This window comes from Candidatus Enterococcus avicola, assembly GCF_047470845.1.
GTDB classification, from domain to species: domain Bacteria; phylum Bacillota; class Bacilli; order Lactobacillales; family Enterococcaceae; genus Enterococcus_D; species Enterococcus_D casseliflavus.
Map to the genome: position 1 here is coordinate 94,626 of NZ_JBLGTY010000009.1, position 22,225 is coordinate 116,850.

The window sequence follows — 22,225 nt, forward strand, 5'->3', positions numbered from 1 at the left end:
TCTTCTATTTTACTTGAAAATGAGAATAGAAAGTAGAAACCTGCAAAATTATAATGAAATTTTTACTTTTTGATTCCGCTTACTTAACGTGTGAAAACGAAAGCTAGCTCTGGGACTTTATGAAAGGAACGATCATAGTATTGGATTGCCCATTGTTCTGGCGTACTTTCAATAATCGCAAAACTTTTGATTTGAATTTGCCCTCGCGGTTGGGAAATACTGCCGGGATTCAAGAAAAGTCGATTCCCGACTTTCTCACAAGCAATTTGATGCGTATGACCAAACAAAGCGATCGAGGCATCTGCTTGTTGCGCTTTTAAGCCTAATTTGGTTACGCCAAAACGAACATCCGCCAAATGGCCATGGGTCATATAGATGGTATCCAGCGGCGTTTTAACGATACGCTCATTCGGAAAACCACCACCGTAATCGCAATTGCCACAAACGACTTGGAATGTTTCCCATAAAGGATCCGTTTCAGGAAGTTCTGAATCCCCACAATGAAGGAACAAATCGACTTGATTTTCGAATTCATTTTTAAGATCAACAAGAATCTCACGATCTGAATGATTGTCACTGACAACTAAGTATTTCATACATTTTCTCCTTCTAACCACTCCCGCCACTGTTCCTGCAGTTTTTTGATTGCTAGACCACGGTGGCTCACTCGGTTCTTTTCTTCTTGACTCATTTGGGCTGCGCTTTGCTCTGAACCATCAGGAATAAACAATGGATCGTAGCCGAACCCATTTTCTCCGCGAGGGATGCGGCCGATTCTCCCCGGCCATTGAGCTTCAACCACCAAACTCTCTTTTCCTGGCGCTGCGAAAACTAACGTACAGTGAAATTGGGCACTGCGTTTGTCATCTTCGACATCCGTCAATTCATAGAGCAATTTTGCATTATTGGCAGCGTCACTTTTTTGCTCACCAGCAAATCGAGCAGAGTACACCCCTGGTCGTCCCCCTAGTGCATCGACTTTCAGTCCTGAGTCATCAGCTAACACCGGTCTTCCCAAAATTCTGGCGATGGTTTCGGCTTTAAGGCGGGCATTTTCTTCAAAGGTGGTGCCGGTTTCTTCAACATCTGGCAAGGAAGGATAGTCTTTTAAGGTACGCACATCGTAACCTGCTGCGCCAAATACGGCTTTAAATTCCTTGGCTTTTCCTGGATTGCCTGTAGCAATGACGATCGTTTTTTCGGGAATCTCATAAGGGGGTTCATCTGGTAAAAACAGTGCCTCTTTTTGATAGGCAATCAATTCTTCGATAGCCGTTTTTCCGTAAATCAGCATCTCATTCAACTGCTGACCATCAAAGGTCGCTTCTTCCCCAGTTCCTTGCAATTCGACAAATCGACCAGATTCCGTCATCACCAAATTCATGTCAACAGCAGCTGAAGAATCTTCTTGATAATCAAGATCGGTCACACAGGTGCCATCTGGTAAGATCCCGACACTAATTGCTGCCAAATGCTCCTTGATTGGATCTTCCGTCAACGCTTTGTCACGCAACAAGGTATCGATAGCTAAACGCAACGCGACAAATGCGCCGGTAATACTAGCTGTTCGGGTACCGCCATCTGCTTGAACGACATCACAATCGACCACGATACTGCGCTCCCCTAATTTTTCTAAATCGACTACTGCGCGCAAGGAACGAGCGATCAGCCGTTGGATCTCCATCGTCCGACCAGAAAGCTTGCCTTTGGCACTTTCTCGACGATTACGAGTGTTGGTCGCTCGTGGAAGCATACTGTATTCGGCTGTGACCCAGCCTTTTCCCGTATCTCGTAAAAACGGAGGGACCCGATCTTCAATCGTTGCCGAACAGATCACGGTTGTGTCACCAAAAGAGATCACAACCGATCCTTCGGGGTGTTTGTAGACGTTGGTTTGAATTTTAACTGGTCTTAACATTGTTTCTTTTCTGCCATCATGTCGCATTTAAAAGCCTCCTAAATCAGTGTGAATCGATGAGATCGTGTCTAAATCAAGCCAATCATTGGCAATCTCATCAAACATTTTCGGTGAACCAGTAGTAAAAAATGCATGTTGCGGATGCGGATCGTCCTGACTCGTTGCAGCAATGGAAAAATAGTCCAACAAGGTGCTGACTTCCCCCACCGTTTCTGCCCCTGAATCAATCAGCTGGATATGAGCGCCCAATTCATTTTGGATCAAAGGACGCAATAAAGGATAATGGGTACAACCCAAAATCACTGTATCTAGCCGTTTGTTTTTCAATGGACGCAACGTTTCTGCCACGATTTTCTTGGCGACCGAGCTATGGTATTGTTTGCTTTCTACGATCGGCACAAACTTCGGGCAAGCCAAACTGACGACGGACGCATGGGGCGCTTTGCCATGAAGCGCGCGCTTGTAAGAGTCACTTTTGATCGTTCCGTTTGTCCCGATGACACCGATTCGTTGGTTTTTGCTTGCTTTGACTGCTGCTCGACTGCCAGGCAGGATCACGCCGATCACTGGGATCGCTAGTTGTTCTTTGATTTCTTCAAGGGCGACCGCTGTTGCTGTATTACAAGCGATCACCAACATTTTAATGTTTTTTTCTAATAAAAAACGGGTCATTTGCCACGTATACTCGATGACTTGCTCAGCAGGTCTCGGACCATACGGGCATCTGGCTGTATCTCCCAGATAAAGAATCGATTCGTTGGGTAATTGCTTGATTGCTTCTTTGACGACCGTCAACCCACCAACACCAGAATCGATAAAACCAATTGGTCTGTTGTTTGTCATAGTTTCCATCCTTTACATGAAAGAAAGAGTTTGGTGCATTTTTCTCTCTTATTCATTTTGGACTTTTTTTGACTATTTTTCAAGTATTCCTTTCGTTTGCTAAAAAAGCTTTCCCAAAAACCACGAAACGGTCAAAAAGAAAAAAGCCCCTACGATTGGCTTACACCCCACAAGTTGCACTTGCATGGGTGAAAGACCGATCGTGGGGATGTTTTTGACGATTATTCGTTTTAGTAATCGTACTGACGTTTTTCCAAAAAGCCAGAAAGCAATGACAAGGCATAACAAACCAAAAAGTATAAAACAGTCATTGCTAAAAACATAGGCAAAACATAGTTTGTGTTTTGACCATAAATGATTCGAGCATGATGAGTCAGCTCTGGTAAAGAAATAATCACAGCTAATGACGTATCTTTGATCAAAGAGATCAACTGACTGACGATCGCTGGCAGCATCGCTTTAAATGCCTGCGGCACGACGATGCTCCGCAATACTTCGACATAGCTTAGCCCTGTAGACAAACCAGCTTCCATCTGCCCTTTTGGCACAGAATTCAAACCAGCACGAAAAATTTCAGAAAGCATCGCTGATTCAAAAATCGTCAACGCCACAACTGCTGACCAAAAAATATTAAAGCGGATACCGATCTGCGGCAATGCAAAGTAAGTGAAAAAGATGATCAAGAGCAAAGGCAAGTTACGAATAACATCGATCACGACACCTAATACTTTAGAAAAGACTGGGATCGAGCTGAAGCGCAAAATGCCGGCGATCCCTCCGATAATAAAGCTAAATAAAATCGATAGGATCGACACTTCAACTGTTACCCGCAAGCCATCGATCAAGAAGCGAATGTTAATCGCTGAAAAAGCTTCAAAAAAGTCCATAGTTCGTTAGCTCCTTTCTATGAGCGGACAGCCCAACGCCGTTCCAAGTAAACCATCAAATAAGACAATGGTAGGGTAATGATCAAATAGAAAAGACCAACAATGATATACGTATCAAATGTATTGAAGGTCTCACTTGCGATCAAATCGCCTTGATACATAATATCTAATCCTGCGACCATCGCCAAAATTGATGAATTTTTGACAAGATTGATAAATTGATTGCCTAACGGCGGTACGACGATCTTAAATGCTTGAGGCAAAATAATGTAGCGCATTGCTTGGCTGTAAGTAAAACCAGAAGACAAGGAAGCTTCCAACTGGCCTTTAGGGACCGTTTGAATCCCTGAACGGATCGTCTCAGCGATAAATGCCGATGTATAGATCGTTAAGCCGATCGTTCCTGCTTGAAAGCCGTCAAAAGAAACCCAATACATTGGCACAACGACATAAAAGAACATCACGATGATCAATAAGGGAATATTTCTAAAAAACTCAACATACGCTTTGGCAATCCCTTTGATGAGGCGATTGTCTGACAACTGAAAAATTGCCATTAAGGTTCCGATCAAAAGACTAAAAAACAGTGCGATCAAACTCGCCATGACTGTGTATTTAAAGCCTTCAATAAACTGACCGGTATACGTTTGAAATAATTCAACCATTCAGTTTCCTCCTACTCTACTTTTCCTGATTCGTCTTCAGGGAACCACTTGTTGTAAATCTCATCATAGGTTCCATCTTCACGCATTTCCCGCAAGGCTTGATTCACTGCATCAAGAAACGGCTTTTGTCCTTTATTGATAGCAATCCCATAAGGTTCTTCTGTAAAAGTTTCGCCAACTAAATGGTAATTGGGATTTTCACTCGCCATCCCTAATAGGATCGCATTATCCGTGGTCATAGCATCCCCTTGACCAGATTGTAAAGCGGTAAAGGCTTCCGCATAATTCTCAAGTTCCAAAATTTGCGCTTCTGGTGCTGCTTCACGGATGTTCACAGCGGAAGTAGAGCCTTTCACGACCAATACAGTGGTATCTGCGGTCAAATCTTCGATCCCTTGGATTGGACTATCTTTTGCGACTAATAACGATTGTCCTGCATCAAAGTAGACATCGGAAAAATCGACCTGTTTTTTACGTTCTTCCGTGATAGTCATCGTGGCGATGATTGCATCGATGTTGCCGTTTTTCAAAAGAGGAATCCGGGTTTTTGAGGTAACTTCAACAAAGATGGCATTGCCATCACGACCTAAAATTTTCTCAGTGATTGCACGAGCGATATCAATATCGAATCCTCGTACTTCTCTGGTCGCGATATCCATTAATCCAAAAAGACGGGTATCGTTTTTTACGCCCCAAACGATCTGATTCGTCTCTTTGCTGTTTTCTAAAATATCGATCTCTGCGGCACTTTGTCCTTTACAACCTGAGAAAGTCACAAGGGCAAAGGCTAAGACTAGAAAGGAAAAGATTTTCTTTCTCATAAGGGTTCCTCCTATTGCTTAATGATTGCTGACTTTGCTCAAGAATTGTTTTGCACGTTCGTCTCTTGGTGCATCAAAGAATCCATCGACATCGCGCCGATCCTCTAGGACTTGTCCTTCCGCCATAAAGACGATTCGATCTGCTACTTCACGGGCAAAGCTCATTTCATGGGTAACAACGATCATGGACATGCCTTCACTGGCAATTTTTTTCATGACATCCAAGACATCACCAATCATTTCTGGATCCAATGCTGACGTTGGCTCATCAAAAAGCAGCATTTCTGGTTTCATCGCAAGCCCTCTGGCAATTGCGACCCGCTGCTGTTGTCCGCCAGATAACATGGAAGGATAGGAATCTTTTTTATCTAACATCCCTACCCGATCAAGAAGCTTTTCCGCCAAATTGATGGCTTCTTGCTCATTTTGTTTTAATACTTTGATCGGTGCCAACGTAATGTTTTCTAACACGGTTTTATTTGGATACAAATTGAAATGTTGAAACACCATGCCGATGTTTTTTCTAATTTCTGTCATTTTGACATCTTTGTCAAACAAGTTCTTGCCATTGACCAATAATTGACCACCTGAAATGGTTTCTAGACCATTAATCGTACGGAGCATTGTACTTTTACCAGATCCTGAAGGTCCGATAACAACAACGACCTCACCTTTTTCAAATTCAAGGTTGATGTTTTTTAATGCATGGAACTTTCCGTAATATTTCTCTACGTTCTTAAATTCGATCATTGCCATTGATTCACACTCCTAGCTTTTTTTAAAATTAAATGAGTAATTGGAAAGATTTGATTCATATTATAGCTCAATCTTTTTTCATTTGTAAAGGTGCTTTTCCAATGTTCCCCCCTTATTTCTGAAAAGACAAGTGCTATTTTACTTTGATGTGAGGTTTTTGTCCATGAAAATTTTTCTCACCCCATCAGATCACAAGGAGAACCGGTTGTTTCTTTTGCTAAAAAAAGGTAAGATAAACCATATAACAAAGGAAAAGGTGGAAAAAAAGTGAATACGATTTTAACTGGCGACCGCCCAACTGGCAAATTGCATCTTGGCCATTATGTGGGGTCTTTAAAAAAACGGGTCGAAATGCAAGCTGACCCTGAAAATCAGCTTTATATCATGGTCGCTGACATGCAGGCACTAACAGATAATGCGAAAACACCTGAGAAGGTCTCAGCGAATATTCTAGAAGTTGCTTTGGATTATTTAGCCGTTGGATTGGATCCAGCAAAAACAACGATGTTTATTCAATCGCAAATCCCTCAGCTCTCTGAATTGACGATGTATTATCTCAATCTAGTCAGTGTTGCTCGAGTACGACGCAATCCAACCGTTAAAGCCGAAATTGAACAAAAAAAATTTGGTGAAGGCGTCCCTTCAGGTTTCTTCATCTATCCTGTCTCTCAAGCAGCGGATATCACCGCTTTTAAAGCAAATTTAGTCCCCGTTGGAGAAGATCAAAAACCAATGCTGGAACAAACGCAAGAAATCGTGCATAGTTTTAATTCTACGTATAATGAAGTATTAGTCGAACCAAAAGCGGTTTTACCGCCAAAAGGCATGGGGCGTTTAGCGGGGATCGATGGGAACGGGAAAATGAGCAAATCACTGAACAATGGTATTTACTTATCTGATCCAGCCGATGTATTACAAAAGAAAGTGATGAGCATGTACACGGACCCAAATCACATTCATGTCAACGACCCTGGACAAGTCGAAGGCAATATGGTCTTTACGTATCTTGATGTATTTGGCACTGAAAAAGAAAAAATTGCTGAATTAAAAGAACATTACACTCGTGGTGGACTAGGCGATGTCAAAATCAAACGCTATTTGATCGATGTTCTGGAAGCCGAATTTGCACCGATTCGTGAACGCCGTGAAGCTTTTGCAAAAGATCCCGGTGAAGTGATGAACTTATTAAAACTTGGTAGTGAAAAAGCAGAACAAGTTGCCGCCCAAACGTTAGCTGAAGTCAAAAATGCAATGGGCATCAATTACTTTGCCTAAAAAAACAAGCCGTAAAGGCTTGTTTTTTTGTTTACAAATCGGAATGAATTCTTTCATACAAAACCTATGTGCCAACTCTGTGTTAGATTTCACGAGAACCCTTCCTCCCCAGACTGACACTTTGTGTAATTTGATTTGATGCTGTTTCTTGCACAAAAACTAAGAGAGCTGTCCTAAAAAATATCTTCATAAAATGTGGATTAGAAAATGCATTTTTCCAGCCTTGCCAGTGTTTAAAAAAGGTTGTACCAAAAAAACTGGATTGCCTTCTATAGAGAAATCTTTTACAGCTTTCACTCAACTCCTCACATTCTTGTGTCATCTGAGCATCTATTATAATAGTAGAAAACGTTCCCCACCCAACTTCTTTGTATGGTGGAGAACGTTTTTCTACTTATTTGATTAGCGGATTTCTGCTTGAACTTTTTCTTCTAAGTTACGAGTAATTTTCGCTATTGCTTGATTGATCTCTTCATCCGTCAGGGTAGCTTCTGGATTGCTAAAGGTCAGGCTGTACCCTAATGATTTTTTGCCTGCTTCGATGTTTTTCCCTTGATAAACATCGAATAAACGAATCGCACTTAAGAAGCGACCGGCACTTTCGCGAATGATCTCCATCACGGACTGGTTATCGATCGTTTCATCAAGCAAGAGTGCCATATCTCGCGTTACTGATGGGAACTTAGAAACTGGTTGATAGACCAATTGTTCTGTTTTCGCTGCTAACAGTTGATCTAAGTTCAATTCAGTAACATAGGTTTCACTCACTTCATAATCTTTGGCAATCGATGGGTGGACTTGTCCCAAGAAGCCGATTTCTTGGTCATCTAGCAAGATCATTGCCGTACGGCCAGGATGCATCTCTTTGAGGGCTGCCGTTTTTTGATAACGAATACGGTCGGTTAATGCCAACGAATCAAATAGATTTTCTAAAATGCCTTTCAAATGGAAGAAATCAACTTTTTGAGCTTGGGTTTGCCAGTCTTTCTCATGGATATTTCCTGTCAAAGCTAGCCCTAAGTGATTGACTTCTGTTGGCAGCTCGTGCTTACTGTCGCCTGTTTGATAGAAGACGCGACCAATTTCATACAAAGCAACACGATTGTTTTTACGTGCCAAATTGTACGCAACGTCGTCTAACAAGCCTGAAATCAGATTCAAGCGCAAGACGGCACGCTCTTCGGTCATTGGCCAATCCAATCGAGTCACTTGGCTCGATTTATCCGTAAATTGTTGTGCCTTCTCTTCAGTGGTCAAAGCATAGCTGATGGCTTCACTGACCCCGTTGCCTTCCAATAGCGTCCGAACTTCTCTAGTCAGACGTTGCGCTTTGGTTAGATGACCGGCAACCGTTTCTCCTTGCGGTAAAGTCGATGGCAAACGATCATAACCGTAAATACGCGCCACTTCTTCAATGATATCTGCTTCGATCGTAATATCCCAACGACGAGGTGGGACAGAAACAATATAGCTGTCTGCTTCTTGACGATGACCAAAGCCTAATGCATCAAAGATTTCTTGCACTTCTTCATCAGTGATTTCTGTGCCTAAATAGCTATTGATTCGAGCTAAAGTGATTGTAACCTCCACAGGTTCTACAGCTACTTGGGAACCTATTACTGCCCCTTTTAAGACCGTTCCGCCAGCAAGTTCCGCAATTAGTGCTGCTGCTGCATCACAAGCTTTTGCAACCGTTGCTTGGTTGATCCCTTTTTCAAAACGAGCAGAGGACTCACTTCTTAAATTGAATTTCTTTGAGGTTAAACGAATCGCTAATGGATCGAACAGCGCCGCTTCTAAAGCGACTGTGGTCGTTGTTTCCGTGATTTCAGAATCAAGCCCTCCCATGACGCCTGCGAGCGCAACGGGTGTCATTCCGTTGGTGATAACGATGTCTTCTGATGAAAGCTGACGTGTTTCTCCATCTAAGGTAACTAGGCTTTCATTTTCTTTGCCGCGACGTACCAGTATTTCCTTGCTGTCTAGCTTTTGATAATCAAAAGCATGCAATGGTTGTCCAAATAATAACAAGATATAATTTGTCACGTCCACAACATTGTTGATTGGACGAATGCCTTCATTCATCAAGCGATTTTGCAGCCATTGTGGACTTGGGGCGATCGTTACACCATCAATGATTCGAATTTGGTAGGCGGGTGCATCGGTTGCTTCCGTGACCTTCACCTGAATTTTATCGGCAGCAGCTACTTCACTTTCATTAAGCGCAATTTCAGGAAACTTCGGTGTTTGCCGATAGATGGCACCGACTTCATAAGCAACCCCCCGCATGCTCAACGCATCCGCGCGGTTCGGAGTGATCGATAATTCGATAATGTGATCATCCATATCGAGATAAGGAAAAACCGGTGTTCCTACTTCTGCTTCTGCTGGTAAATAATAGATTCCTTCTGCGTATTCTTTGGGAATCACGCTATCGGCGTATCCCAATTCTTGCAATGAACAAATCATGCCGTTCGAAACTTCTCCCCGCATCTTGCCCTTTTTGATTTTTACATTGCCCGCGATTCGAGAGCCTGGTAATGCCACGATGACTTTGATGCCGCTTTTGACATTTGGTGCCCCACAAACGATTTGCGTGTCTTCTTCCTCACCAATATTTACTTGGCAAATCGATAGATGATCAGAATCTGGATGTGGTCGGCAGTCGGTCACTTCTCCGACAACGATTTTTTTTAAACCCTCTTCAGGCACGTCAATACCTTCGACTTCGATCCCAGTCACTGACATTTTATCCGCCAGCTCTTTTGGTGTGATCTCAGACAGATCAAGGTATTCATTTAACCATTTGTACGATACTAACATTTATTGTTCCCCCTTGAACTGGCGAATGAAACGCACATCATTTTGATAGAATTGGCGAATGTCGTTTACGCCGTAGCGCAGCATTGCCACTCGATCAGGACCTAAACCAAAAGCAAATCCTGAATATTGGGTTGGATCGATCCCTGACATTTCTAAGACGTTAGGATGCACCATTCCAGCACCGAGGATCTCGATCCAGCCAGTTTGTTTACAAACGTTACAACCCGCACCACCGCACTTGAAGCAGCTGACATCGACTTCGACCGATGGTTCTGTGAAAGGGAAATAGCTTGGTCGCAAGCGAATTTGGCGATCTTCACCAAACATTTTTTGCATCATGACTTCTAAGGTTCCTTTTAAGTCACCCATCGTAATATTTTTATCGATCACCAATCCTTCAATTTGATGGAATTGGTGGCTATGGGTCGCATCATCTGTGTCACGACGGAAAACTTTCCCTGGTGAGATCATCCGCAGCGGCCCTTTAGAAAAATCATGAGTCTCCATTGTTCGCGCTTGCACTGGTGACGTATGGGTCCGAATCAGCACTTCCTCTGAAATATAAAAAGTATCCTGCATGTCTCTGGCTGGATGATCTTTTGGCAGATTCATCCGTTCGAAGTTGTAATGATCTTTTTCCACTTCGTAGCCTTCAACTACTTGGTAGCCCATACCAACAAAGATATCTTCGATTTCTTCCATGATTTGCGTTAGCACATGGCGTGTTCCTCGGTCCATCTTTTTACCAGGCAAAGTCACGTCGATGGATTCTTCAGCAAGGGCTTTTTCCAAGTTTGCTGCTTCGATAGACGATTTTGCTTCTTCGATCGCTTCTGTCAAGATATCACGAATCTCGTTGGCATAGCTCCCCACCTTCGGCCGTTCTTCCGCAGAAAGATCTTTCATCCCCCGTAGAACTTCAGTAATGGGACCTTTTTTTCCAAGCACTTCCACTCGAATCTGATTCAAGTCATTCATGGTTGGACTTTCTTTGATTTTAAGCAATGTCGTTTCCTTCAATGCTTCTAATTTTTCTTGTAAAGACATGTGTTTCCTCCTTCTATACAGTGAATAGTGTAAAAAACGATTTGACTGGAAAAAGTGACGATCTTTTGAAAAAAAGACAAAAAAAGACGTCATCCCTTAAAAAGGAACGACGTCTCGTGTTACCATCCTCATTCGCGGAAAGTTCCGCGCACTCACTTCGGCTAACGACAGCAACACTGCCGACTGATTGTTCTCAGCAAGCTCCAGAAGTGAAATTCATTTTTCGAATGCAGGACTTGCTTTCAGTCTGTGACAAGTCTCCCTTTTTCTGATCCAGCCAAATTACTAGTTTCTATCAACGCTTTTTATTACTATTCATTTAAGCTTAGTTTACCTAATTTCCGTTGAGAAATCAACTGCATTCTTCCTCACGTACCCAGGTTTCTGCCCAACGCTTCACACTCATCATACTCTTTTCAAGAGCAATACCTCTTGGCGTCAAGCAGTAAAGATTGTTTTCTTTGCAGACAATTTCTTCCCGCTCTAATTCTTTCAAGCGTTCGACTAACACCCGATCACTCACTTGAGGAATCTTGTTTGCTAACTCAACAAATCTTTGTTTGCCGTCTTCAAGAAGGACATCAATGATCAAGCCGTTCCACTTTTTGCCTAAAATAGAAAAAGCTTTTTCAAATTTAGGACAAAGGGCATAATCCGATTCTACTTTTATCATTCTCCATCACCTCTTTTACCTATTATAGCATATGACTTACGAAATGTAAGAAACTAGGATCGATCAGCTAGAATGCCACGATCATCTTAGGTTTTAACAGCACTAGATAGGTCTGTTTCACTGGTTTGTTCAATGCTTTCTCCAATGCTTGGCAATAGAGTTTTAATTGACCATAATATCGTTCGCGCATTTTCTGTTCAATCTGAGCCTGACTGCCGAACACATCATCCGTTTTAAAGTCATACAAAATGATTTCATCCGCCAATTCAATATAGCCGTCAATAATACCATGGATCAAAAGCGGCGCATCTGGTTCGTCAAACCCTTCAAAGATCGTATCGGCCTCTTTTAGCATCGAAAACGGCTGCTCCCGCTTCACCACATCAGAGAATTGGTTCAGCAGTTCACCTAGTTCAGTTTGATAAAACCACAAAATACTCGATCGGTCAATTTTTTTGGCGATTTCTTCAGAAAAAAATTGCTTTTTCACGAGTTCAGCAATCAGGAGCGCCAAAGTATCTTGTGTTGGCTTCATTCCTAAGGGGATCATTTGCAAAACCGTATGTGTTGCGGTTCCGATACTGCTGGCGAGAGGCTTCGTTTCTTGCAGAAATTTGGGTTTCGCCAATTCATCTTGTACGTAGCGATATTGCTGAGGATTCGTCTTCTCGGAAACCGACCGCCATTCCAACAAAGTGGTCTGTTGATCATCAGGATCGTTATAGAGTCTTTTCAATTCTGAAACAGATTGATAACTAGTCGTTTGGGTCGCTTTTTGATAAGGATAGCGATAGGCTAGGCGTTTCAAAAGATCATCGATATTGCTATCTGGCGCAATCAATCGTTTAGGCTCCTCGACTGGCGCAAGCGTCTCTTGGACTTCTTGCGTGATCGTTTCTTGATTCCACCATGACAGACGAAAATGAGCAGGATGATCGATCGTTCGCTTGCGCTCTGACGCTTCGGAGAATACTGCTTCCATATCTGGATGGCGCATCAAGGTCCGTCCGACCCAATCCATCAAGCTCCCCCGAGCCACTAAGCGCAACGCTGGATCAAGAACCATCTCGGATTGTGTCAAGCCAGATTGCCACGTCTTAAAGGCATCCGCTTGATTTTTATAGGAGCCTACTAAGAAAAGCTTCTGCTCTGCTCGTGTCAATGCTACGTATAATTTTCGCATCTCTTCTGACAAGGCTTTTTTCAAACGAACTTGCTTGATGGCTTGAAACGGCAGTGTTTCAAATTTAAGGTTTTCTGCGGGTTCCACATATTGGATTCCAGCCCCCAGCTGTTCTTCAAAGATATAGCGTTTTTGAAAATCTTGGTAATTAAAGAATTTTGTTGTATCCAATAAGAAGACTACAGGAAATTCCAAACCTTTACTTGCATGGACGGTCATCACACGAACCGCATCTTCTACTGGTGTAGCTAATGGCTCTGCCAAGTCCTTGTTTTTTTCTTGCATCTTTTCGATGAAGCGAATGAATTGGTACAACCCACGGAAACTGCTCTTTTCGTATTTCTCCGCTCTGTGGACCAATGCCGCTAAATTGGCATAGCGCTGCTGACCCGCAGGCAGTCCCACGACATAATCCAAATAGGCAGTATCTTCATAGATTTGCCAAAGTAAGGTCGGGATTGGTAATCGTCGTGCTTCCTCTCGCCATTGTTCCAGTTTTGTTAAAAACCCATCCACCGTTTGCCACAAGGGTGACGCTTCTTGTTGCCCATGGTAATCCAATACTGCATCGTAGTAGTCGCTGGAACGATTCGCTAAACGGATCTCAGCCAATTGATCTTCTGTTAGGCCGACGATTGGCGAACGCAAAACGGCCACAAGTGGGATATCTTGGTACGGGTTATCAATGATCTGCAGCAAAGAAACGACGGTTTGGATCTCCGTTGCCTGAAAATAGTTTTGAGCATCATTGACCGCCATCGGAATCCCAAACTGCTTAAAGACATCTAAAATGACAAGATTGTTTTTACGTGTGGGGGTCAATAAGACGATGTCATTGTAAGTGATTGGTCGATTTGTTTTGGCTTTTTTGTCATAGATCATGAAGTTTGATTCAATCAACTCTCGAATCTTCAAGGCAGTGATCTGCATTTCACCTTCTGTTTTGTCATCGATCAATTGTTCTTCGGATTCATGCTCTTTTTCATATAACAAGAGCTCTGTGGCAAAGGCCTCGCTTTCTGGAAAATCAGGAAAACCGGTAATCAAGGCTGCCGCCTCATCGTAAGGGATTTGTCCAACCCTTTCATCCATCAGTTGTTGAAAAACTAGATTCGTAAAATCCAATACATCGGAACGAGAACGGAAATTTTCTGCTAAGACGATTCTCCGCCCACCATTCTCTGTTTCAAATGCCAAGTATTTTTCGATAAATAGCGTCGGATCTGCTAGTCGAAACGAATAGATCGACTGCTTCACATCCCCCACCATAAACATGTTGCCAGGGTTATGATCGACTTGTCTCACCCAATATAAAATTGCCTCTTGCAGCCGATTGACGTCTTGGTATTCATCGACTAAAACTTCTTCAAAGCGATCACGATAATAGGTCGACGCCTCACTTCCACTGCCATCTCCTTGTAAAATCTGCAAGGTGAAATGTTCCAAATCATTAAAGTCTAAACGGCCTTTTGAAAGCTTTCTTTCTTGAAATGCTTTCATAAATGCTTCGGTCATCGCTGCCATTTTTTCAACGACAGGTGCTGATCGATGAAGCAGCTCCATCATTTCAGCTGGTGGATACGGGAAGGTGGCTTTCAATTGCTCGACCAATTTTTTCGCATCATCGCGTAAGGGCTTGATTTCTTGGGACAATTCCTTTTGTTCTGGTTTGCGAAAAGCTGGGTAACGACCAAAACGCAATGTTTGGATCTGCTCATAGAAGCCATCGACATCGTCTGCATCCAGCAGAGCCTTTAAGGTTTCCACCATGCCCAATTCGGTATCGATCAACTGTGCGGCTTTTTCCATCGCTTCATCAGAACGGGCATAGTCTTGCGCCGCCTGCAGCAAATGCGCCGCTGTCTTCAAATTTTCTTGCAAACTCGGTTTGATTTGCGATTGATACAGGATATTTTCAGCAAAGGTTTCTTTGCCGATATAGTGATCACTTAGATGGGCTAACCAGTTGACTGGATCTGGATTGGCTCGGGCAAAGTCATAAAGAGACAGGATCAGATCCCCGACGCCTTCATCAGAACGATCACTTGAAAAATTTTCCGTCAAACGAAAGAAGGCTTCATCATTGGCTTCATATTGTTGATCTCTCAGCTGTGTCCATATTTCTTCTTTCATCAATAAAATTTCGGTTTCATCGGTCATCATGCGGAAATTGGGATCTAAATCGATCAAATAATAAAAACGCCGAATCACAGTTAAACAAAACGCATGCAAGGTAGAAATGTTAGCTGTCGGCAACAGCTGCAGCTGACGAACGAAGTGCTGGCGCTTTTGCTCGTCACTTTCTTGATTGATGGCCTGTTGCAATGCCACTTGAATCCGTTCTTTCATTTCTCGAGCAGCTGCTTCGGTAAAGGTTACGATCAGTAAAGAATCGATCGTCGTTCCTGCTTTTAGCTTTTCGATCACTCGCCGAACCAAAACGGTGGTTTTGCCTGAACCCGCTGAAGCGGAAACGAGGATATTATCCCCTTTATCAAAAATGGCTTGCCATTGGGTATCCGTAAAGGTTTCATTTTGCGGTTTTAAAGGGATCTTACTCATCTTCTTCCTCCCTTAAGCGATGGATAATCTCATCTTTAGATAAGTTTTCTAAACGGTGGTACTCATTTTCTTTCAACAATACATCAAAGTCACAGATGCTGCGAAACGGACAAAATTCACACGCCCGTTTTTTGTCTTTTATTTTATAAGACGGGTTTAAGGCGATTTCACCGCTCAACAGCTTCTCACCGCTTTGCTGCATGTTTTTACGATTGTGTTTTCTTAATAGTTCAAGCTCTTCTTCTGTATAAAACTTGTTTTTCGCCTGCGTTGTTTTTTGATAATTGCCGTTTTTGTCTTTTCGAACAGGAAATATCGGTGAATTTTTGCTGGCTTCAACATCCTCATCTAGCAACGGGAAAACAGCCGGTTCGTCAATAAACAACCCGTCATACTTGAAACGTTTTAAACGTTCTTCTTCACTGGCTTCTTGTCCGTCCAAAAGCGGATTATGCACATGCAGATAATAAGCCCCCGCTGGTCGCACATTTGGCGAACCAACCAGTTGGACAGCATCCGTCAATGCGACATCGAGATAGGTGATCAACTGCATCGCAAGTCCGTAGTATGCTTCAGAAAGGTCAAAATCTCGGCTGCTAGATTTATAGTCAACAACAGAAAGCCATTGTTCTTCTTCCGTTTTCGCCGTATCGACACGATCGATCTTCCCCCGCACATGCAGTTTCCCGCCAGAACTTAATGGCAATTCGATCCCATTGATTCCATTTGAGCCAGCGATCTGACCGAATAGCACCTCCGTCTTTTCAGGACTAAAATGCATTTTTTGTCCTTGTTTCGCTAATGCCCACGCTACTCGCTGAATCGTCTTGCCTAATTGATACCGAATAAAATTCATCCGAGCAGAGCTCGTCAGTAAGCGATAACGGCTTTCGCCAAAAATTTCCTGCAAAACGACTTCCACAAATTGCACGCGTTGGTCAGCAGTTAACTGGGTCAAGGAAATATTTTCAGCAATCAGGACTTTGACAAAGCGGTCCAACGCATCATGGAAAAACTCACCGGTCATTGCTGGATTTAAGCCATAAACTTCCCGTTCTTTTAACCGTAATCCGTAGCTGACGAAATACTTGTATTCACACTGATAGAACGTCTCCATCTGAGAAATGGAACTGTAGATCGACGGTCCATATAGTGCCGCAGCTTGTGCTTGAGACAAAGGAATCGGAATATTTTGATGCGTTTGGCTTTCAAATACTTGGGCAGCTAAATCTGTCCATTCCGAACGCAGCAGTGCTTGTTTCAGCTGCTCCCAAACCCTAGGCAAATTCTCTTTGTTTTTTTGCGCTTGCTGACTGAGGTTATTGATTTGATAGATCAGACCACGGTAACTGCCGACATAGTTTCTTGGATCGCTGACTAGCGTCAAAATCCCTCGCTCTTGCAGTGGGACATCCAAACGTTTGACCACGCGATCTAAATAAGGCGACATTTTGATGTTTTGCTGGGTATCAAAATTAACGGCATAGGACAGTGATAAGTGTTCCGTTGCTGAAAGCAAGACAGAATAAAAGGCAAATGGCTCTTTGACACTGCCTTCCACCACTGTATCTCTAAGGTATTTTTCACCATTGAACAACTGATTGAAATGCTGACGTTCTTCATTCGTCAACAACGTTTTGTTCTCTATTTTTCTTGGTAACGCCGTTTCATTCAATCCCGGTGCAAATGTGATCTTTGCTTGCTTTGGACGTGCCAGATCAAGGCGATTGATGTTGACTTGGTCGATCGCTGTTGGGATCTTCCCGAATGTGACATTTTCTAAGCCAGTCAATAAGACATCCTCAAAGAGCGCAAAATCAAAGGACTCTTCCCCATAGATCGCAGCATATTCATCCAGCAAATCCATCAAGGCTTGCCATGCTTGTTCATGATTACGGGCTTGATCCAACTTCCCTTGCTGGATCGCTTGATCTCGCCAATGCCGCAGTTGTTCTTCAACACCGGCATTCAGTAAAAAGCGATACAGCAGTTCGACCGCATCGCGGTTCGTTCTAGCAGCTGTCAGCCAGTCAAGAGTATCAGCAACATCTTGTTTAAAGGCCCTGCGCAACTGGTTGGTATACGCTGTCAAATCCACTTTATCCGTCTGCTCTTCTTCCGATTGTAAATACTCGATCAGTTCCCAATCTTCGTTTCTCGTCCAACTCGCTCCTTGGAAATCATGAGCCAACGCTTTGTTCTCGGTAATATCCACCAACTTACGAAACTGGTCACGCCCAACGAGCCAATCTGCTTCGGAGCGATAGGCTGCCGGTAAGTAAAGTTCCGTTCTAAGCAACCGTAAAATATCATTTAAGCGAAAGCCGTAGGATTGACAAGCAAAAAAAGCATTCAAAAACTCAACCAATGGATGTTGCGCCATCATCTGCTCTTCATCGATATAAAAAGGAATCTCAAACTCAGTAAAAATTTTAGGGATATATTGATGATAGATTTCTGGTTCAGCGATCAATAATTGGATCTCTCGGTATCGTAATGCTGGGTACCGTTTCTTATCGCTCATCATCCCACGGATCGACGCTGCAATCTGACGGATCTCTTCTTCTGGATTCCCAACTTTCCAAACTGCCAGAAAGTCCTTCACAGAGGACTGTTGCTGATAGTTGACTTGTGACTGAGTCTGCCGCCAAAATGTTTCAATTTCATTATACGCCTGTTGCATCGATCCCTTCGCTTCCTTGTCTACCTCTTGGTTGACCGAAAGTTTCTGATCCAAATAAATCGGCACTTGATTTTCTCGGGCAAAACTGATCAATTGATAATAGGTTCGCCCTGCTTCATAAAACAAATTTAACGGTGAAGGCAGCTCTTGTGGATACCAACGATCCAGAAAAAGATCAATAATGACATGACTTTTTTTCATCAACACTTGAATCAGCTGCTGTTCCTGTGTTGAAAAAGCGGAAAACCCACTGATAATAAATAAGGCATGGGAAAGATCTGGTGCTTTGTTCATTGACACCGCGTTAGGCATTGCTTGCTCCACTGGAGAATCATCCAGCAAGGAACCTTCAAGAAAGCGTGTCAACAAGGTGATCGGTTGTTCGACTTGTAATGCACGCTCCAGAAGTTCTTGTTCAAATCGTTGAAATATTTTCGCTAATTCACTGTATTTTTTCTCCTCGTCTTGGGTTGCGCTTGGTGCAGCACCACCTGCCAATAAATCTTCGATCCCCAATCGACTTGTATGCATTTCTTGATAGAACGCCAACAATTGCTGGATAAAACCCGCTTTGTTGATCTCACCACGGTATAAGACGAGTTCTTCTTCTAGTTCCAAAAGCAGCTTACGCATGATCATGGAGGCACCATTTTCAGTGATGGCATTTTGAGAAAGCAAGCCGGTTTGCTGCAGATAAAACCAAGCCAAACGGTGAAAACTATACACTTGCGCGCGAATAGAAGCAAAATCTTCTACGCGATCCTCTTTCAGTAATTGAAGGATCTCGCGCTCTCGTTCAAATTTGTTGTAGTTAGGTACCAGAAAAAATACTTCTTGATGGTCTTTTTCTAACCAACTTTTTGCATTTTCTATCACTGCTTGATCATGACGACAACGGCCATCGCCAAGGATAAATCGTAAACTCATGAAAGGACTCCTTCTCTCCATCGTCTTTTAAAAAAACACTAAAAATCAGCGACACGCTTCTTCAAATGCGTCTTTGTTTTTAAAAGAATCTCCTTAAAAACAAAAAAACGGTCGCAGAATTTCACTCTTTGCCTAGCATACCAAAATCGGCAATTGGCCAGAATACAAATTTTACATCACCCAAAATCGTTGCTTCATCGATCAAACCTAATTGACGACTATCCTTGGAAATTCGGCGGTTATCCCCTAACACTAAAATTTGACCTTCAGGAATGACTTCAACACCAAATAACCCCATATCAAAATCACTGGTCAATGGAAAGCCATCTGTGACAGCTGCTTTGAATTCATCCAAGTAGGGTTCATCATATGCTTGTCCATTGATATAAAGGGTATCGTTTTGATAGGAAACCTGATCGCCAGGTAAACCGATCACGCGTTTGATATAGTTTTTGCCTGCTTCATCCGGTGCTTCAAACGTTATGATATCGAAACGTTCGATCTCGGTATTTTTCAAAGCAATCACCCGCTCACCATCATGTAATGTGGGGTCCATCGAATCTCCTTTTACGATCACAGGAGTAAAGACATACTGTCTTAATAACAAGAGGAATAAAGTGAAGATCACGACAAATCCTACTGTTTTTAAAAGCTCTTTTACTTGTTGCACGCGTCCCTCACTCCTTGAATATTTTACTATATTTTCCAAGAATCGAACAAACATTCTTATTTTTCTATTCTACCATAAAATGATAGGAGCAGGACATTTCCCCTTTGGTTCTTTACAAAAATTTGGAGAATCAAGAGACTTGCATATGAATTGTCATCCTTTCTGATCCGTGCTAGGGTTAAATAAGAACCCATTATTGAAAGGAAGTGCCAAGATGAACCAACAGTTACCACAAGTACCAACAAAGTTATTGATTAACGGAAAATGGCTTGAAGGAACAAAAGAGTCGGTTTCGGTTACCAATCCTGCCACTAATGAAGAACTCGTAAAAGTTAGTCAAGGAGGGATCGAGGAAACCAAGCAAGCAATCGATGCCGCAGCGATTGCTTTTCCCGAATGGTCAAAGCGCTCCCCTCGAGAACGTGCCGATTTGATGAACGTCATTGCTGATTTGATGGAGGAAGAAAGCGATCGTTTAGCAAAAATCATGAGTATGGAACAAGGAAAACCATTAAAAGAAGCGGAGGCAGAAATCCAATCCAACGTTGACAATTTCCGTTGGAATGCAGCTGAAGCGCAACGGGTCTATGGCGAAGTGATTCCAGCCCCTGAACACAATCATTGGCTGGTACGCAAAGAAGCGATCGGGGTTGTTGGCGCGATCACGCCTTGGAACTTTCCTTCTAACATGATTGCAAGAAAAATTGCACCTGCTATGGCCGTTGGCTGTACCCTTGTTATGAAACCATCAAAAGAAACCCCACTATCCGCATTAGCTTTAGGCGAGCTTTTTCAACAAGCAGGACTTCCAGACGGGGTCGTCAATATCGTCTTAGGTGATTCTTCTGAGATTGGGAAAGAATTGACCGAAAATGAACAAGTCAAAAAAATCACCTTTACCGGCTCCACGAAAGTTGGGATGAAATTATATGAACAAGCAGCACCAACTCTGAAAAAAGTTTCATTGGAGTTAGGTGGTCATGCCCCGTTTCTTATTTTTGCTGATGCTGATTTAGATTTAGCTGCTGAAAAATTAATTGCAGCAAAATTCCGCAACAACGGTCAGGTCTGTACATCCCCCAATCGAATTTTTGTCGAAGAGTCCGTCAAAGACGCCTTTACCAAAACATTACTAGCGAAAATGGAAACCGTAACGGTCGGCAATGGTCTGGAAAACCCTACTGTTGGTCCTTTGATCAACCAAGCAGGCGTTGAAAAAGTCATCGAGCAGTTGGAAGATGCGGTAAATAAAGGAGCTAAAGTTTTACTCGGTGGTAAGAAGCTTACTGAAGGTGAGTACGAAAAAGGCAACTTCTTCGCACCAACGGTCATCGATGGGATTACTTCTGAGATGGCTATCTACTATGAAGAAACCTTTGGACCTGTGATCCCATTGATCTCATTTACGGATCGACAAGCAGTCATCGCTGCGGCAAATGATACGGAATTTGGACTAGCTTCCTACTTCTTTTCAACGAATTTGCAAACGATCTCGAATGTCGCCCAAAACCTCCAATATGGGATGGTTGGGGTCAATGACATTGCGATCTCAAATCCGGCGGCTCCCTTCGGCGGCGTCAAGCATTCCGGTTTTGGTCGTGAAAACGGCAAATATGGCCCTGAAGAATACGTGACCGTTAAATTCATTGCTATCGATGCCCAATAAGAAAAAGTCAGGTGCGTTTGCCTGACTTTTTGACGTCCCAAGCATTTTCTTTTACTAACATTAAGTAAGAATGTATACTTCACTCTATGACAATAGAAAAGGTGGGAATACGATGACAAAATTTCTTGATACGATCAAACAGCGCCGCTCAATCTATGGGCTAGGTAAAAATGTGTCTCTTTCCGACACTGAAATCGAAGACATTGTGAAAGAAGCAGTGAAAAATAGTCCAACTGCGTTTAACGCACAATCACCAAGAGCCGTGATTTTATTTGGCGAAGCCCACGAAAAATTGTGGACATTAACAGAGGCTGCGTTAGAACCATTGACACCACCCGAAGCGTTTGAAGCGACAAAACAAAAACTTGCTGGTTTTAAAGCGGGTTACGGAACCGTTCTATTCTTTATTCACACGGATACCGTGAAAAATTTGCAAGAGCAATTTGCTCTATATGCAGAGAACTTTCCCGTTTGGGCAGAACAATCGAATGGGATCGCTCAAGCGAACGCTTGGACCGCTTTAGAAGAAGCTGGATTAGGCGCCAACTTACAGCATTACAACCCTGTCATCGATGACGCTGTTGCAGCTGAATGGTCAATTCCTGAAAATTGGCAACTACGGGCGCAACTAGTCTTTGGTTCAAAAGAAAGCGAACCGAACGAAAAAGAATTTCTAAGTGACGATGAGCGCTTTCGCGTGTTCCATTAATCAATTTTCAACCTAAAAAAAGACCCTTGATTACGCCTTATGAAGCGACCCCCAAAAGTTAGACCAAAAAATCTAACTTTTGGGGGTCGTTATTTGTATGGCAAAATATCCTTTTGA

Annotated in this window: 16 protein-coding genes; 3 read left to right on the forward strand and 13 right to left on the reverse strand. The window is 42.8% G+C overall.

What is annotated here, in order from left to right; translation table 11 throughout:
• Positions 1-83 precede the first annotated feature (83 nt).
• From ACI3E5_RS09625 to ACI3E5_RS09655, 7 genes are all read right to left on the reverse strand, one after another.
• Positions 84-596, reverse strand: a complete 513-nt coding sequence (locus ACI3E5_RS09625; RefSeq protein ID WP_005226182.1) for a metallophosphoesterase — start codon at positions 594-596, stop codon at positions 84-86.
• Complete coding sequence (rph, locus tag ACI3E5_RS09630; protein ID WP_118215625.1) at positions 593-1,945, reverse strand: ribonuclease PH; 1,353 nt, start codon at positions 1,943-1,945, stop codon at positions 593-595. The genes ACI3E5_RS09625 and rph overlap by 4 nt, the downstream gene beginning before the upstream one ends.
• Complete coding sequence (gene racE / locus ACI3E5_RS09635; protein WP_015509769.1) at positions 1,946-2,761, reverse strand: glutamate racemase; 816 nt, start codon at positions 2,759-2,761, stop codon at positions 1,946-1,948.
• 230 nt (positions 2,762-2,991) lie between these two features.
• Positions 2,992-3,648 (reverse strand): amino acid ABC transporter permease, encoded by a 657-nt coding sequence (locus ACI3E5_RS09640; RefSeq protein ID WP_005226185.1) that lies wholly within the window; start codon positions 3,646-3,648, stop codon positions 2,992-2,994.
• A 17-nt stretch (positions 3,649-3,665) separates the two neighbouring features.
• Entirely contained in the window at positions 3,666-4,313 is a 648-nt protein-coding gene (locus ACI3E5_RS09645; RefSeq protein ID WP_325845152.1) for an amino acid ABC transporter permease, read from the reverse strand.
• Positions 4,314-4,324: 11 nt separating this feature from the next.
• The gene (locus ACI3E5_RS09650) at positions 4,325-5,134 is read right to left on the reverse strand and encodes a transporter substrate-binding domain-containing protein (RefSeq protein ID WP_005226187.1); all 810 of its coding nucleotides are present in this window, start codon (positions 5,132-5,134) and stop codon (positions 4,325-4,327) included.
• Between the two features lie 18 nt (positions 5,135-5,152).
• Complete coding sequence (locus tag ACI3E5_RS09655; protein ID WP_005226188.1) at positions 5,153-5,890, reverse strand: amino acid ABC transporter ATP-binding protein; 738 nt, start codon at positions 5,888-5,890, stop codon at positions 5,153-5,155.
• 267 nt (positions 5,891-6,157) lie between these two features.
• Here ACI3E5_RS09655 and trpS point away from each other — a divergent pair, with 267 nt between their 5' ends.
• Positions 6,158-7,165 carry a tryptophan--tRNA ligase gene (gene trpS / locus ACI3E5_RS09660; protein ID WP_498855867.1) on the forward strand — a complete coding sequence of 336 codons (1,008 nt, stop codon included), beginning with the start codon at positions 6,158-6,160 and terminating at the stop codon, positions 7,163-7,165.
• Positions 7,166-7,567: 402 nt separating this feature from the next.
• Here trpS and pheT read toward each other — a convergent pair whose 3' ends face one another.
• From pheT to lepB, 6 genes are all read right to left on the reverse strand, one after another.
• Positions 7,568-9,988, reverse strand: a complete 2,421-nt coding sequence (gene pheT, locus ACI3E5_RS09665) for a phenylalanine--tRNA ligase subunit beta (protein WP_498821591.1) — start codon at positions 9,986-9,988, stop codon at positions 7,568-7,570.
• On the reverse strand, positions 9,989-11,035 hold the full coding sequence (gene pheS, locus ACI3E5_RS09670; RefSeq protein ID WP_005226191.1) for a phenylalanine--tRNA ligase subunit alpha: 1,047 nt from the start codon (positions 11,033-11,035) through the stop codon (positions 9,989-9,991). It lies immediately after the preceding gene.
• A gap of 352 nt (positions 11,036-11,387) precedes the next feature.
• Positions 11,388-11,708: a winged helix-turn-helix transcriptional regulator gene (locus ACI3E5_RS09675; protein WP_005226192.1), complete on the reverse strand. Its 321-nt coding sequence runs from the start codon at positions 11,706-11,708 to the stop codon at positions 11,388-11,390.
• 67 nt (positions 11,709-11,775) lie between these two features.
• On the reverse strand, positions 11,776-15,453 hold the full coding sequence (gene addA / locus ACI3E5_RS09680) for a helicase-exonuclease AddAB subunit AddA (RefSeq protein ID WP_289229515.1): 3,678 nt from the start codon (positions 15,451-15,453) through the stop codon (positions 11,776-11,778).
• On the reverse strand, positions 15,446-19,063 hold the full coding sequence (locus ACI3E5_RS09685; RefSeq protein ID WP_325845149.1) for a PD-(D/E)XK nuclease family protein: 3,618 nt from the start codon (positions 19,061-19,063) through the stop codon (positions 15,446-15,448). Before ACI3E5_RS09685 ends, addA begins: the two co-directional genes overlap by 8 nt.
• 121 nt (positions 19,064-19,184) lie before the next feature.
• Positions 19,185-19,733 carry a signal peptidase I gene (gene lepB / locus ACI3E5_RS09690; protein ID WP_005226195.1) on the reverse strand — a complete coding sequence of 183 codons (549 nt, stop codon included), beginning with the start codon at positions 19,731-19,733 and terminating at the stop codon, positions 19,185-19,187.
• 214 nt (positions 19,734-19,947) lie between these two features.
• Between lepB and ACI3E5_RS09695 the strand changes: the two genes are divergently transcribed.
• Positions 19,948-21,399 (forward strand): NAD-dependent succinate-semialdehyde dehydrogenase, encoded by a 1,452-nt coding sequence (locus tag ACI3E5_RS09695; RefSeq protein ID WP_325845148.1) that lies wholly within the window; start codon positions 19,948-19,950, stop codon positions 21,397-21,399.
• 112 nt (positions 21,400-21,511) lie between these two features.
• Complete coding sequence (locus tag ACI3E5_RS09700; protein ID WP_325845147.1) at positions 21,512-22,108, forward strand: nitroreductase family protein; 597 nt, start codon at positions 21,512-21,514, stop codon at positions 22,106-22,108.
• Positions 22,109-22,225 lie beyond the last annotated feature (117 nt).

Coding starts and splice junctions, on each gene's coding strand:
- ACI3E5_RS09625 (WP_005226182.1), bottom strand. CDS start 596: ATGAAATACTTAGTTGTCAGTGACAATCATTCAGATCGTGAGATTCTT.
- ACI3E5_RS09650 (WP_005226187.1), bottom strand. CDS start 5,134: ATGAGAAAGAAAATCTTTTCCTTTCTAGTCTTAGCCTTTGCCCTTGTG.
- pheS (WP_005226191.1), bottom strand. CDS start 11,035: ATGTCTTTACAAGAAAAATTAGAAGCATTGAAGGAAACGACATTGCTT.
- ACI3E5_RS09640 (WP_005226185.1), bottom strand. CDS start 3,648: ATGGACTTTTTTGAAGCTTTTTCAGCGATTAACATTCGCTTCTTGATC.
- ACI3E5_RS09700 (WP_325845147.1), top strand. CDS start 21,512: ATGACAAAATTTCTTGATACGATCAAACAGCGCCGCTCAATCTATGGG.
- racE (WP_015509769.1), bottom strand. CDS start 2,761: ATGACAAACAACAGACCAATTGGTTTTATCGATTCTGGTGTTGGTGGG.
- ACI3E5_RS09695 (WP_325845148.1), top strand. CDS start 19,948: ATGAACCAACAGTTACCACAAGTACCAACAAAGTTATTGATTAACGGA.
- ACI3E5_RS09675 (WP_005226192.1), bottom strand. CDS start 11,708: ATGATAAAAGTAGAATCGGATTATGCCCTTTGTCCTAAATTTGAAAAA.
- ACI3E5_RS09685 (WP_325845149.1), bottom strand. CDS start 19,063: ATGAGTTTACGATTTATCCTTGGCGATGGCCGTTGTCGTCATGATCAA.
- addA (WP_289229515.1), bottom strand. CDS start 15,453: ATGAGTAAGATCCCTTTAAAACCGCAAAATGAAACCTTTACGGATACC.
- ACI3E5_RS09645 (WP_325845152.1), bottom strand. CDS start 4,313: ATGGTTGAATTATTTCAAACGTATACCGGTCAGTTTATTGAAGGCTTT.
- pheT (WP_498821591.1), bottom strand. CDS start 9,988: ATGTTAGTATCGTACAAATGGTTAAATGAATACCTTGATCTGTCTGAG.
- rph (WP_118215625.1), bottom strand. CDS start 1,945: ATGCGACATGATGGCAGAAAAGAAACAATGTTAAGACCAGTTAAAATT.
- ACI3E5_RS09655 (WP_005226188.1), bottom strand. CDS start 5,890: ATGGCAATGATCGAATTTAAGAACGTAGAGAAATATTACGGAAAGTTC.